Below are 13,844 nucleotides of genomic sequence, written 5' to 3'. Positions count from 1 at the left end.
CCAATAACTTATCTATAAATTTTATTAAAAAACAATTCCTGCAATTAAAAATATTTTTTTCATTTTGTCTTTAGTTTTAAAATTACAGGACAAATTTAGTAGCTACCATTCAGAGAAAAACTGATACAAATCATTGTTTAATTTTTTTTAGACTTAAAATGGTAGTTCTTATTGCAGAAAAAATCTTTTTTATAGTACATTTGTACCAATGCTAAAGACAATCAATATAGTAAACAAAAGAGCTAAGTTCGATTACGAAATAATTGACACTTATACCGCTGGTATTGTGCTTACCGGAACAGAAATTAAATCTATTCGTTTAGGAAAGGCTCAAATTGCAGAAAGTTTTTGTGAGTTTAATAATAATGAGTTATTCGCTATTAATACCTATATTGAAGAATATGCTTTTGGTAATCAATTCAACCACAAATCTCGTAGCGAACGAAAATTACTTCTTAATAAAAGAGAATTAAAAAAACTTGCACGTGATGTTCAATCTAAAGGTTTGACAATTGTCCCTCTTAAATTATTTACCAACGAAAAAGGAATGGCAAAACTTGATATTGCTTTATGTCGTGGTAAAAAAACATATGATAAACGGGAATCACTCAAAGAACAAGACACTAAACGAGATATTGACAGAATAAAAAAAGCTTACTAAACTTTTAAATAGTAGGAAAGTTTTTTTTATCAAAAAATATGACTAAATTTGTCAAGAATTTAAAAGTCATAAAATGAAAACGCTATTAAAAAATGCTAGAGAAAAAAAAGGACTAAAAACAAGAGAGGTTGCACAACTACTAAAAATTGATCAAGCCTTAATAAGTAAGTTTGAAAATGGTTCAAGAAAACCAACCAAAGAACAAATTTCAAAATTAGCTTCTTTATTAGATATCGATTTTGAAACATTAATGATTGCTTGGCTAAAAGAAAAAATTCTTTATGAAATTGGAGATGATAACTTGGCTTTACAAGCAATGTCAATGGTTAGAGAAGAAATTGAAAATAGTTATAAAATTAGCAAGAGAATTATTTCCAAAAATCTTCAATCAATATTAGACGAAATTGATGCAATGAAAAAACAATTAGATTCTTTTAGAGAATTTGATAGTTTTAGAATTGCCCAAGCTTTAGAACTCGAATATACATTTGAAAGTAACAGAATAGAAGGAAACACGCTAACCTTACGAGAAACCGATTTGGTTATTAATGAAGGTTTAACTATTTCTGGCAAAAGTATGCGTGAACATCTTGAAGCAATCAATCACGTAGAAGCAATTGGATACATAAAACAACTTATGGAAAGAAATTTCCCTTTTAATGAAAGAGAATTACTTTCTATACATAATTTAATTCTAAGAGGAATCATACCTGAAGATGCTGGTCGTTATCGTCGAGTACAAGTAATGATAAAAGGAAGTGCGCACATGCCACCACAACCTTTTATGGTTCCAAAAGAAATGGAAGATTACTTTATTTGGTATAATGAAAACAAAAGTAAATTGCATCCAATAATTCTAGCAGCAGAAATGCACGAACGTTTGGTTACCATTCATCCATTTATAGATGGAAACGGAAGAACTTCTCGTTTAGTTATGAATTTAATTTTGCTACAAAATGGCTATGTTATTGCCAATATAAAAGGAGATTACGAATCAAGAATGAGTTACTATCAATCGTTAGAAAATGCACAAACTTCTGGCAACAAAGAAGATTTTTTACTTTTTATTGCCCATATAGAAAAAGAGTGTCTTGAGCGTTATATAAATATTATAAAACAATAATTATAAATAACGCTTTCTTAGTTTTGAACTTTGACAAAGTTACTGTTAATTTTTGTTTTCCAATAAAGGTACAAATTTAAAATCACCAAATTCATGTTTTTCAAATTGTGTTTCGTTTTTACGAATTAGCAATGTCATGATTTGTTCTTTTTCACCTACTGGAATGACTAATCTACCTCCTATTTTTAGTTGTGCCATTAACGCCTTTGGAATTATAGGAGCGCCTGCTGTTACAATAATACTATCAAACAGTGCATAATTAGGTAAACCTTTATAACCATCACCAAATGAAATATGCTTAGGTCTAATTCCTAACTTGGGTAATAACAAAGATGTCGTTTTGAATAACTCATTTTGTCTTTCTATAGTATAAACGGTTGCTCCCATTGTGCACAAAACAGCTGTTTGATATCCAGAACCCGTTCCAATCTCAAGAACTTTATCACCTTTTTTTACTTCTAATAATTGTGATTGAAATGCAACAGTATAGGGTTGTGAAATAGTTTGCCCAGCTCCTATTGGAAAAGCTTTGTCTTGATAAGCAAAATCTTCAAAACTAGAATTCAAAAACAAATGTCTTGGAATTTTTTTGATGGCTTCCAAAACGTTTTTATCGGTAATTCCTTTATCCTCAAGAACTTTTGCTAATTGATTTCGAAGTCCTTGATGTTTGTTGGTATCTTTCACTTGGGCAGGTATTTTAGTTTGGTAAAAATAAAGTTAATAATATCAATAAACAAATTCCATATTCTAAAAAACTCTAAAACTTTTAAACCTCTAAACTTTTAAACTAAAAACTAAAATTGTACTTTTGATAAAATTTAATTTTTATGCTCAAAGTTGGCGTTTTAGGTGCTGGTCACCTCGGAAAAATACATTTGCGTTTATTACAACAATCAGAAAAATACGAATTGGTTGGTTTTTATGATGAAAATCACGAAAATGGAGCAAAAATTGCTGGCGAATTTGGATACAAACAATTCGATACCATTGCCAAATTAATTCACGCAGTAGATGTTATTGATATTGTAACCCCTACGCTTTCTCATTACAAATGCGCTAAGGTTTCTATTAAAAGCGGAAAACACGTTTTTATTGAAAAACCAATTGCTACTACGGTTGAAGAAGCAGAAGAAATTATTGCTTTAGCAAAAGAATACAATGTAAAAGGCCAAGTTGGACACGTTGAAAGATTCAATCCTGCTTTCATTGCTGTTAAAGATCAAATTGAAAACCCAATGTTTATAGAAACGCATCGTTTGGCTGAATTCAATCCTCGCGGTACTGATGTTCCTGTGGTTTTAGATTTGATGATTCATGATATTGATGCTATCTTGAGTGTTGTAAAGTCAAAAGTTAAAGCCGTTCATGCAAGTGGTGTTTCGGTTTTGAGTCAGTCGCCAGATATTGCAAATGCCCGAATTGAGTTTGAAAACGGCTGTGTTGCCAATATTACTTCGAGTAGAATTTCGATGAAAAACATGCGTAAATCAAGGTTTTTTCAAAAAGATGCCTACATTTCTGTAGATTATTTAGATAAAATTTGTGAAGTAGTAAAAATGAAAGAAGCACCAGAATTTCCTGGTGATTTCGATATGATTTTACAAAACGCAGAAGGCGAAAAAAAACAAATTTATTTTGCTAATCCAGAAGTTTCACCTAATAATGCCATTTTAGACGAATTAGAAACTTTTGCTGATGCCATTGTAAATAATACAAATCCAATAGTAACTTTAGAAGACGGAACGGAAGCTTTACGTGTTGCTTATATGATTATTGATTCGATGAACGAAAAATAACATTGACCGCAAATTAAAATATAAATTTATGAATTGCGGTGGAAAAAATTAAACAAACTAAACAAACATAATGAAAACAATAGCTGTAATAGGCGCAGGAACGATGGGCAACGGAATTGCTCACACTTTTGCACAAAGCGGTTTTACCGTAAAATTAATCGATATTTCAGAGAAATCTTTAGAAAAAGGAATGGCAACTATAGCTTCCAATTTGGACAGAATGGTTGCAAAAGGATCGATTACTGAAGATGACAAACATAAAACTATCGGAAATATAATCACTTACACCGAAATTAAAGATGGTGTTGTTGGAACGGATTTAGTAATAGAAGCTGCAACAGAAAATGTAACGTTGAAATTAAATATTTTCAAACAATTGAGTGAAGTTTGCGATCATAATGTGATTTTGGCAACCAACACTTCATCAATTTCAATTACTCAAATAGCAGCACAAGTAGTTCATCCAGAACGTGTAATAGGAATGCATTTTATGAATCCGGTGCCGATTATGAAATTGGTTGAAATTATCCGTGGGTATTCTACTTCTGATGAAGTAACTAAAATAATCATGGAGTTATCAGTAAAATTAGGTAAAACGCCAACAGAAGTTAACGATTATCCAGGATTTGTTGCCAACAGAATTTTAATGCCAATGATTAACGAATCAATTGAAACGTTGTATAATGGCGTTGCAGGCGTTGAAGAAATCGATACTGTTATGAAATTAGGAATGGCACATCCAATGGGACCATTACAATTGGCTGATTTTATTGGACTTGATGTTTGTCTTTCTATTCTAAACGTAATGTATGACGGATTCAAAAATCCAAAATATGCTCCTTGCCCTTTATTAGTAAATATGGTAATGGCTGGAAAACTCGGAGTAAAATCGGGTGAAGGCTTCTACGATTATTCTGAAAGTAAAAAAGCAGAGAAAGTTTCTAAACAATTTTTGAAGTAAACAGTCGCAGTTTTCAGTCGCAGTAAACTGAATACTGAGACTGAGACTGAAAACTATAAAACATGAGTAAAATAATTCCTTTCAAAGCCGTTCGTCCAACTCCTGATAAAGTCGCGTTGGTAACTTGTCGTAATTATGATGATTATTCGCCTGCGGAATTGGCTTCGTGGTTAGATTTCAATCCGTATTCGTTTTTACATGTCATAAATCCTGCCTATGTGCATTCGCAAAAGATTACGTTAGACAAGCGTTTTAAAGGTGTCGCTCATAAATATCAAGATTTTAAAAACGATGGTGTTTTTCTTGAAGATGAAAAACCAGCTTTCTTTTTATATGAAATTCAGACCAAAAGTCAATCTTTTACAGGAATTGTTGCAGGAACTTCAATTGATGATTACAAAAACAATGTCATCAAAAAACACGAAGATACTTTGCAATATCGTGTAGAATTATTCAAAGATTATTTGCATCAAACAGGTTTCAATACAGAACCAGTTTTGATAACATATCCAGATAAATCAGAAATCAACAATTGGATTTTAGAAAAGAAAAAAGAAAAACCGATTTACCATTTTGCCACAACCAACAAAGAAAAACATACACTTTGGAAAGTTGATTCTGATTCAGAAATAGTTTGGTTAGAAAAACAATTTGAAAATATTGCTGAATTGTATATTGCTGATGGTCACCACCGTTCGGCTTCGGCAGAATTATTATTTGATGAAGACAATCATTTAGGAAATCAGAATTTAAATTACTTTATGAGTTTTCTAATTGCTGAAAGTAATGTCAAAATTTATGAGTTCAACCGAATCATTCGTGATTTGAATGGTCATTCGAAAGAAGACTTTATCCTAAAGCTATCAGAACATTTCATCATCAAAACCAAAGAACAAGAATTGTGGAAACCACAAGGAAAATTTGAATTCGGAATGTATTTAGATGGTGCTTTTTATGCGCTGTTTTACAAATTAGAAAATAACAAAAATTCATTATTAGAGAATCTTGATGCACAAGTTTTATACGATAAAGTATTGCAACCCATTTTAGGAATCGAAGATTTGAGAAATGACGAAAGAATAGAATACATTCCTGGAAAACAATCTATTTTAACCATAAAAGAATTAGTTGACGAAGGTGAATTTGAAGTCGGATTCATGTTGTTCCCAAGTGATATTTCAGAAATTAAAGCTTTGGCAGACAACAATTTAATTATGCCACCAAAATCAACTTATATTGAACCGAAGTTTCGAAGCGGATTGATGGTGTATGAGTTGTAGATTAACGTTTGAAAAATAACGATTTTTTGATTTTAGAAAATAGAAAATAAATAGATTTTTAAGAACACAGATTTAAGAAATTAGAGAAATTTTTAATGTTTTATAGATTACTAAAATCTGTGTTTCTAAAATAAAATTAGATAAATGTCAATAAAACAAAACCTTACTCAAATAAAATCCCAACTTCCAAATCACGTAACACTTGTAGCCGTTTCTAAAACCAAACCTGTTACCGATTTAATGGAAGCTTACAAAGCTGGTCAACGAATTTTTGGAGAAAATTATGTTCAAGAATTAGTTGAAAAACACGAAGCACTTCCTAAAGATATTCAATGGCATTTTATTGGTCATTTACAATCACGAAAAGTAAAACTTATTGCTCCTTTTGTAAATTTGATTCACGGAGTTGATAGTTTGAAATTATTGAACGAAATCAACAAAGAAGCTCAAAAAAACAATCGTGTTATTGATTGTTTACTTCAAATTTTTATTGCCGAAGAAGAAAGTAAATTTGGATTGGATGAAGAAGAATTGAATGGAATTATGAAATTTATTACTCAGAATAGTGAAATTTATCAAAACATTAGAGTCATTGGTTTAATGGGAATGGCAACGTTTACTGATAATCGAAACCAAATCCAAAAAGAATTTAATCATTTGAAAACAATTTTCGACAAACTTAAAACATTACCTAAAACCCAAAACCTAAAACCTACAACCTTATCAATGGGAATGTCTGGCGATTACAAACTAGCAATCGAATGCGGAAGCACAATGGTTCGAATTGGAAGTAGTATCTTTGGTGTGCGATAACAATTTTAAACTTTTAAACTCTAAACACATTTACTGCATTCTCGACATAGAAACCACTGGAGGTCAATTCAACGAAGAAGGAATTACCGAAATCGCCATCTACAAATTTGATGGTCACGAAGTCGTGGATCAATTTATCAGTTTGGTCAATCCCGAAATTCCCATTCAGCCATTTGTAGTTAAATTAACTGGTATTAACAATGCTATGTTGCGCTCAGCTCCAAAGTTTTATGAAGTCGCCAAACGCATTATCGAAATCACTGAAGGCTGTATCATTGTAGCACATAACGCTTCTTTTGATTACCGAATTTTACGCACTGAATTCAATCGTTTAGGTTATGATTTTATAAAACCAACTCTTTGCACCGTTGAACTATCCAAAAAATTAATTCCAGACCAACTTTCTTATAGTCTAGGAAAACTAGTTCGCGCATTGGGAATTCCTATGGCTGATAGACATCGTGCTAGTGGTGACGCAATGGCAACAGTCAAATTGTTCAAAATGCTTTTGGCAAAAGACACCGAAAAAGAAATTTTAATCAGTTCTATAAAAGCCGAAATCAAAACGGGTTTGTCGCCAAAATTGCTAGATATTGTTGAAAGTTTACCTTCTAAAACTGGAATTTATTACATTCACAACGAAAAAGGTAATCTGGTTTATATAGGTAAAAGCAAAAACATTAAAAAGCGTATCAATCAGCATTTTACGGGAACTTCTGGCAAAAGCAAAAAACTTCAGCGTGAAGTATTTGCAGTAACTTTTGAAGAAACGGGTAGCGAATTGATTGCACTTCTGAAAGAAAGTGAAGAAATCAAAATCAACAAACCTATTTACAATCGTGCGCAACGAAAAAGCATTTTTCAATGGGCTTTATATAAAGAAAAAGATACTAAAGGTTATTTCAATCTAAAATTGCAAAAAGCCGATGGTCGCAAAAAGGAAATCACCTCGTTTACATCCATTCAAGAAGGCAAAAATGCACTTTTCAGAATCACTGAAAAATACAATTTGTGTCAAAAATTAAATGGCTTGTACGAAACTCAAAACGGTTGTTTTCAGTACAAAATAAAAGAGTGCAATGGCTCGTGTTTAGGCATTGAATCGCCCGAAATATATAACGAAAGAGTCGATGAATTCATAAACGAAATGACTTTTGAGAACAACAATATGGTCGTAATCGATAGAGGTCGAACCGTCAACGAAAGAAGCGCAGTTCTAATCGAAAACGGCATCTACAAAGGCTATTGTTTTTTTGACCTAAATTACCAAGTCAACAACATCGAAATATTAAAAAATATTATCATTCCAATGCAAAATAACCGCGATACACGCACAATTATTCAAGGATACTTGCGCAAAAACAAAGTAATGAGAATACTTAAATTTTAATTTTTTAGAAGCTATTTCCCGTCTCGTATTTAGAACGAGATTGCAACCTGCAGGCAGGCAGGCAGTTCTTTTTTTTAAAAGAAAAAAAGAAAGGGATTTCCACTACAAACACGAAGTGTTCACCGAACACCTATGAAAATAAATGTTTTAGTGAGGTAATCAGGGCTAGGGCATCACGTAAAACTACAACTTTTGAATTATTTAATTACCATAATCGGACCAACAGCCATAGGAAAAACTTCCTTGAGTATTACTTTGGCACAACATTTTGGTTGCGCTATTATTTCGTGTGATAGTCGCCAGTTTTTCAAAGAAATGAAAATTGGTACTGCCGTTCCAACCGATGAAGAATTGGCTTCGGCAACTCATCATTTTATCCAAAACAAATCTATTTTTGAAAATTACACCGTAGGCGATTTCGAAAAAGAAGCTATTGCCAAATTAGACGAATTATTTCTAAAAAACAATATTCAAATCATGGTTGGTGGTTCGGGTTTGTATGTAGATGCCGTTCTAAAAGGTTTTGATGAATTTCCTGAAATTGATAGTAAAATAAGACATAAAGTACGCCAAAACTATGAAAAAAATGGAATCGAATTTCTTCAAAATCAATTGAAAAAATTAGATTCAGAATATTTCAGTTTCATAACAGAAACCAATCCGCAAACGCTACAAAATCCGCAGCGAATGATGCGATTTGTTGAAGTTTGTTTGAGTACAAATCAACCTTATTCATCGTTTCTAAACAAAGAAAAAAACAAAAGAAACTTCACGCCAATCATTATAGGTTTAGAAGCCGAAAGAGCAACCATGTACAACCGAATCAACCAACGAGTTGACATCATGATGAATGAAGGTTTGCTAGCCGAAGTTGAAAAATTAGTACCAAATAAAGAACTGAATGCTTTACAAACAGTTGGTTATCGTGAATTATTCGATTATTTTGAAGAAAAAACAACTTTAGAAATCGCCATCGAAGAAATCAAAAAAAATACACGAAGATTTTCAAAACGCCAATTAACCTGGTTCAAACGAACAGAAAATGTAACTTGGTTTGATTTTGAAACTACTATTCAAAAAATAATATTGAATATAAAATCGAAACTTTAATTTCATTACATTTGAAAAAAATACATGATGAAAAAATTGTTATCTGTTTTTAGTTTATTATTCTTTTTTATCTCATGTGAAAGAGAATATGACGGCACAACACGCTATGTTTTTGATACACAAGTTTTAGATAAAAACAACCAGCCACTTGCAAATATTCCTGTTCAATTGTATTTTAACAGTTATTATTCTTTTTTTGGGAATCAAGATGATGGAAACGTTTTTATGACGACTAAAACAGATAGTAATGGTAATGTAAGATTGGTTTTTCCGTTTCCGACTCAAAACAGTAACGCAGTTGGAATCATAGAAATTGGGGAGTCAACTAATTATAATTCAGATAATAACAATTTTACATTTATAAATTTTCAGCCTTCTAATTTTACAAATTTTTATTTAAGAGAAACTCCAGTTACACTTTTTTCCAAAAATGAACTTGTCAATTTTCAAACTATTGTAAATAATACAACTATAAATAAAAGCGTTTCAAATATAGAAATTGAAGGAAGTCAATTTATACCTTTTAAAGATTTTTTAGCAAATAATCAAAATAATTATTACCAAAACTTTGCCAAATTAGAAAAAAACCAAACCATTATTTTAAAATATACGGTTACAGATTATCAGTTCAATCCAGCTACAACTGAAGTTATATCGGTTTCGATTGATGTTTTAGAGACCGATTTAAACTATACAATAACAATCAATTAAGATGAATAGATATAAGTTAGCTATCGCATTATTGTTTAGCCTTTTTTCGGTTATTGCACAAAATGATTCAATAAAAGTTGAAAAAAAAATAGTAAGGTTTACAGAATATTTCCGAGTAGGAATAATAAAGCCTATTTCGTTAGGAAATAACACCTATTCAGAAGATATAAAATCTAAATTTGGAATTAATTCGAGTTTGTCTATAATTTCTATTTATGATTTTAATCTTGGCGCTGGTGCGGATATAAGTTGGTATAGCATTGAAAAACCAGAGAATATCGGAACCTTTTCAAATGCAAAAACACTTGCTTACCATTTTGAAATTAATCGAGTTATAAAACTGAATACAAGTTTTAACCTGATTCCTTATATAGGTATTGGTCAAACTAATTTTATCTTAAGAGAAAGAAATGTAAAAAGATTAAATAAAAATGGAAATTTATATCGAATTGGATTTTTAAATTCCTATAAACTAGACAATACAGCAAATATTTATCTTGGACTTGAATATAATACCACAAAATTCAACATCCAAACAATTCCAGAATTAGTAGATTATTATAATCAAAATAACCAATTTGTACTTTCATTTGGTTTTTTAATGAACTAAAATGCCTATTTCACCTAACTTCACTTCTGTCCTATACAAAGATTGGGAAATCAATTTTCTGCAATGTTATCCAAACGGGAATTTGAAATATACCGAGTTGTGCAATCTTTTTCAATTAACAGCGGCGGCACATTCTGAATTGGGCGGCATTAGTTTTAGCGATATGCAAGAATTTCATCAAGCATGGGTTTTGAGCAAAATGCTAGTAGAAGTGCATAAATTACCCAAATGGAAAGACAAAGTAACCGTAAAAACTTGGATTAAATCGTTAGAAAATTCGCGTTCGGTTCGTTGTTTAGAACTGTATCTTGGTGAAGAAAAAGTAGTAGGTTGCGAAACTTTTTGGGCGGTTTTCAATACACAAACTCGCCGTCCAGAATCATTAGCATTGCCCAGCGATCAGTTTGAAAAATATCCTGAAGCAAGTGCAACACACAACTCATTTTCAAAAATTAATATTCAAAATGAACCTGACTGCCGAGAGACACGTTTTACAACCATTGCCAAAAGACAAGTGGCTTTATCAGATTTAGATATTGTAAATCACATGAATAGCGTAAAATATCTCGAATGGTGTTTGGATACAATCAACCCAAAAGACTTAATTTTAGGCAAACTCAAAAGTTTTGAAATGAATTATCTAAAAGAATTATCGCTTTCTGACCAAGCAACAATTGCTCAAAATGAATCTGTAATAACCATCAATAAAGATGGAAAGACTTGTTTTGCTTTGAGTTTTGTAGTGTAATATTTCAACACAAATTATCAAAAATTATTTTGCTTTTATTATTTCACTAATTAAAATTTGTGAAATTTAAGTTTTGAAAAATTCTTGTAAATTCATATCTTTTACTAACCAATCATTCCTATAAAGTCATCTTCGCTGATAATTGCAATTCCGAGTTGGTTGGCTTTTTCAAGTTTAGCTGGTCCCATATTGTCGCCTGCCACCACATAATCGGTTTTAGACGAAATTGAACTTCCCACTTTTCCGCCATTATCTTCGATTGCTTTTTTTAAATCATCTCTTGAAAATTTTTCAAAAACACCCGAAACCACAAAGGTTTTTCCAACTAACTTGTCAGTCGCATTTGGATTAAAGGTTTCTACAACTTCAAATTGAACTCCATGCTTTTTTAATCTCTCAACTGTGATTACATTGGTTTCATTTTCAAAAAACTCAATAACACTTTGCGCAATTCTATCACCAATTTCATCTACCAAAATCAAATCTAGTATAGACGCTTGTCTCAATGCATCAATACTTTTATAATGTTTAGCCAACTTTTTGGCAACTGTTTCTCCAACATAACGAATTCCTAACGCATACAAAACACGCTCAAACGAAACATTTTTAGATAATTGAACGCCATTTACCAAATTATCAGCCGATTTTTGTGCCATTCTCTCTAATGGTGTTATTTGGTCAACTGTCAATTCATACAAATCGGCATAATTCTGAACTAAACCATTATTGTATAGTAAAGCTACAGTTTCTCCACCTAATCCTTCTATATCCATCGCTTTTCGCGAAATATAATGTTGAATTCTACCAATAATTTGTGGCGGACAACCATAAAAATTTGGGCAATAATGTTGCGCTTCGCCTTCTTTTCTGATTAATTCTGTTTCACATTCTGGACAATGTGTTATATATTGAGTGGGTTGTGTTGCGTTTCCTCTTTTGGCTACACCAATAATTTTTGGAATAATTTCACCGCCTTTTTCTACAAAAACTTCGTCACCTACTCTAATATCCAATTTTTCAATTTGATCGGCATTGTGCAAAGAAGCACGTTTTACGATAGTTCCAGCGAGTTGAACAGGCTCTAAATTGGCAACAGGTGTAATTGCTCCAGTACGACCAACTTGATATGAAATTGAATTTAAAGTTGTAGTAACTTGCTCAGATTTAAACTTATAAGCAATCGCCCAACGTGGTGATTTTGCTGTGTATCCTAATTCATTTTGATGGTTAAAATCATTCACTTTTATCACAACACCATCTGTTTCGTATGGCAAATTATGGCGATGCGTGTCCCAATAATTGATAAATTCAAAAACTTCATCAAGGTTTTTTGCCAATTTAGATTCATTAGGAACTTTGAATCCCCATTTTCTAGCAGCTTCTAATCCGTCAAATTGACTTTTGAAAGGAAGATTATTTCCTATAATAAAATACAAAAGGCAATCTAAAGGACGTTTGGCAACTTCAGCACTATCTTGTAATTTTAAACTTCCAGAAGCAGTGTTTCTTGGGTTAGAATAAGGAGTTTCACCAATTTCGATAAGTTCTTGATTCATTTTTTCAAAACCTTCAAACGGCAAAATAATTTCACCACGAATATCAAATTTAGGCGGAAAATTTCCTTTCAAAACTAGCGGAATCGACTTAATGGTCTTAATATTATTAGTTACTTCATCACCTTGAAAACCATCGCCACGTGTTACTGCTCGTGCTAATTTTCCGTTTTCATACGTTATACTGATAGAAGCACCGTCATATTTTAATTCGCAAGTATATTCTAGATTTACATTTCCTAGAACTTTTTGAATTTTGGTTTCCCAATCGTACAAATCTTCTATTGAATAGGAATTATCAAGCGAGTACATTCTATTTTCATGAACTACAGTAGCAAAATTCTTAGTTATGGTTCCACCAACACGCTGTGAAGGTGAATTTTCATCAAAAAATTCAGGATGCTTGGCTTCTAATTCTTGAAGTTGTTTTAGTTTTTGATCAAACTCAAAGTCGGAAATCGTTGGGTTATCCAACACATAATAGTTGTAGTTATGCTGATTGAGTTGTTCACGCAAAGATTGAATTATACTTGAAATATCCATAAAAAAATTGGCTATAATAGTGTTTAATTTTGCACTAAAATAACCAATAATTTTGAATTTGTTGCAAAAAACTATTGCATAATTGTATTAATTTGGTTGTAAAGCTGTCCATCACTCAAAATGGTGCCTTGCCTTATCAAATCGAAGATTGCTTCGTTGCGTTCTTTGTCGTAGTTCTTTTTACCTGTCAGAATTTCAACAGTTTCTGTAAAAATATTGTCAGTTAACCATTGCAAACCATCTTTGGTAAGAAAATCAACTTCAGGAACTAATGATTTTAATACCATAGAATCAATATAATCTTCTTTGCAATGAAATAAGAAAATATGATTTTTAGAGAAATGTTCAAGGTACTCTGCTTTAGTTAAAACACCTTCCCAAATTAAATCTGAAAAAATATCTAGTTCTTGCTCGGCTACTTCTTTTTTTTCTTCTTTAATAGAATCCCATTCTTTTTTATCAATAGATTGAGAAGCTAGAAAATTAGTAAACTCAGGATGTAGTTCCTCAAATTGTTCTTTGGTAAGTCTTGCGTATTTCAT

At 31.6% G+C, this 13,844-nt stretch carries 14 protein-coding genes; 11 read left to right on the top strand and 3 right to left on the bottom strand.

All coding sequences use genetic code 11. The features are described from left to right. The first annotated feature begins 208 nt into the window (after positions 1–208). Both smpB and ACIQ66_RS03285 read left to right on the top strand, forming a co-directional pair. Positions 209–661: an SsrA-binding protein SmpB gene (gene smpB / locus ACIQ66_RS03290; protein ID WP_396211376.1), complete on the top strand. Its 453-nt coding sequence runs from the start codon at positions 209–211 to the stop codon at positions 659–661. Positions 662–734: 73 nt separating this feature from the next. After that, the gene (locus tag ACIQ66_RS03285; protein WP_396211375.1) at positions 735–1,784 is read left to right on the top strand and encodes a Fic family protein; all 1,050 of its coding nucleotides are present in this window, start codon (positions 735–737) and stop codon (positions 1,782–1,784) included. Between the two features lie 45 nt (positions 1,785–1,829). Here the strand turns inward: ACIQ66_RS03285 and ACIQ66_RS03280 are convergent, their stop codons facing one another. Next, the gene (locus tag ACIQ66_RS03280; RefSeq protein ID WP_396211374.1) at positions 1,830–2,471 is read right to left on the bottom strand and encodes a protein-L-isoaspartate(D-aspartate) O-methyltransferase; all 642 of its coding nucleotides are present in this window, start codon (positions 2,469–2,471) and stop codon (positions 1,830–1,832) included. A gap of 143 nt (positions 2,472–2,614) precedes the next feature. Here ACIQ66_RS03280 and ACIQ66_RS03275 point away from each other — a divergent pair, with 143 nt between their 5' ends. The 9 genes from ACIQ66_RS03275 to ACIQ66_RS03235 all read left to right on the top strand — a co-directional run bounded on the left by ACIQ66_RS03275 (position 2,615) and on the right by ACIQ66_RS03235 (position 11,206). Further along, positions 2,615–3,583, top strand: coding sequence for a Gfo/Idh/MocA family protein (locus ACIQ66_RS03275; RefSeq protein ID WP_396211373.1), 969 nt, complete (start codon positions 2,615–2,617; stop codon positions 3,581–3,583). Between the two features lie 70 nt (positions 3,584–3,653). Next, on the top strand, positions 3,654–4,544 hold the full coding sequence (locus tag ACIQ66_RS03270; RefSeq protein ID WP_396211372.1) for a 3-hydroxyacyl-CoA dehydrogenase family protein: 891 nt from the start codon (positions 3,654–3,656) through the stop codon (positions 4,542–4,544). 62 nt (positions 4,545–4,606) lie between these two features. Further along, positions 4,607–5,824, top strand: a complete 1,218-nt coding sequence (locus tag ACIQ66_RS03265) for a DUF1015 domain-containing protein (protein ID WP_396211371.1) — start codon at positions 4,607–4,609, stop codon at positions 5,822–5,824. A gap of 144 nt (positions 5,825–5,968) precedes the next feature. Continuing rightward, a complete protein-coding gene (locus tag ACIQ66_RS03260; RefSeq protein ID WP_396211370.1) occupies positions 5,969–6,637 on the top strand; it encodes a YggS family pyridoxal phosphate-dependent enzyme in 669 nt (222 codons plus the stop codon). A gap of 28 nt (positions 6,638–6,665) precedes the next feature. Continuing rightward, positions 6,666–8,027, top strand: coding sequence for an exonuclease domain-containing protein (locus ACIQ66_RS03255; RefSeq protein WP_396211403.1), 1,362 nt, complete (start codon positions 6,666–6,668; stop codon positions 8,025–8,027). 192 nt (positions 8,028–8,219) lie between these two features. After that, entirely contained in the window at positions 8,220–9,137 is a 918-nt protein-coding gene (gene miaA, locus ACIQ66_RS03250; protein ID WP_396211369.1) for a tRNA (adenosine(37)-N6)-dimethylallyltransferase MiaA, read from the top strand. Positions 9,138–9,164: 27 nt separating this feature from the next. Continuing rightward, on the top strand, positions 9,165–9,848 hold the full coding sequence (locus ACIQ66_RS03245; protein ID WP_396211368.1) for a hypothetical protein: 684 nt from the start codon (positions 9,165–9,167) through the stop codon (positions 9,846–9,848). Between the two features lies 1 nt (position 9,849). After that, on the top strand, positions 9,850–10,458 hold the full coding sequence (locus ACIQ66_RS03240; RefSeq protein ID WP_396211367.1) for a hypothetical protein: 609 nt from the start codon (positions 9,850–9,852) through the stop codon (positions 10,456–10,458). A gap of 1 nt (position 10,459) precedes the next feature. Beyond that, complete coding sequence (locus ACIQ66_RS03235; protein WP_396211366.1) at positions 10,460–11,206, top strand: acyl-[acyl-carrier-protein] thioesterase; 747 nt, start codon at positions 10,460–10,462, stop codon at positions 11,204–11,206. Between the two features lie 104 nt (positions 11,207–11,310). On the opposite strand, the gene ligA is transcribed toward ACIQ66_RS03235, so the two are convergent. Beyond that, positions 11,311–13,302 (bottom strand): NAD-dependent DNA ligase LigA, encoded by a 1,992-nt coding sequence (gene ligA, locus ACIQ66_RS03230; protein WP_396211365.1) that lies wholly within the window; start codon positions 13,300–13,302, stop codon positions 11,311–11,313. 71 nt (positions 13,303–13,373) lie between these two features. Then, positions 13,374–13,844 carry a DUF6495 family protein gene (locus ACIQ66_RS03225; protein ID WP_396211364.1) on the bottom strand — a complete coding sequence of 157 codons (471 nt, stop codon included), beginning with the start codon at positions 13,842–13,844 and terminating at the stop codon, positions 13,374–13,376.

The sequence above is a fragment of the Flavobacterium sp. genome, from assembly GCF_044377315.1.
GTDB lineage: Bacteria > Bacteroidota > Bacteroidia > Flavobacteriales > Flavobacteriaceae > Flavobacterium.
The sequence above is the reverse complement of the archived record's forward strand: the minus strand, read 5'-3'. Positions and strand labels throughout refer to the sequence as shown.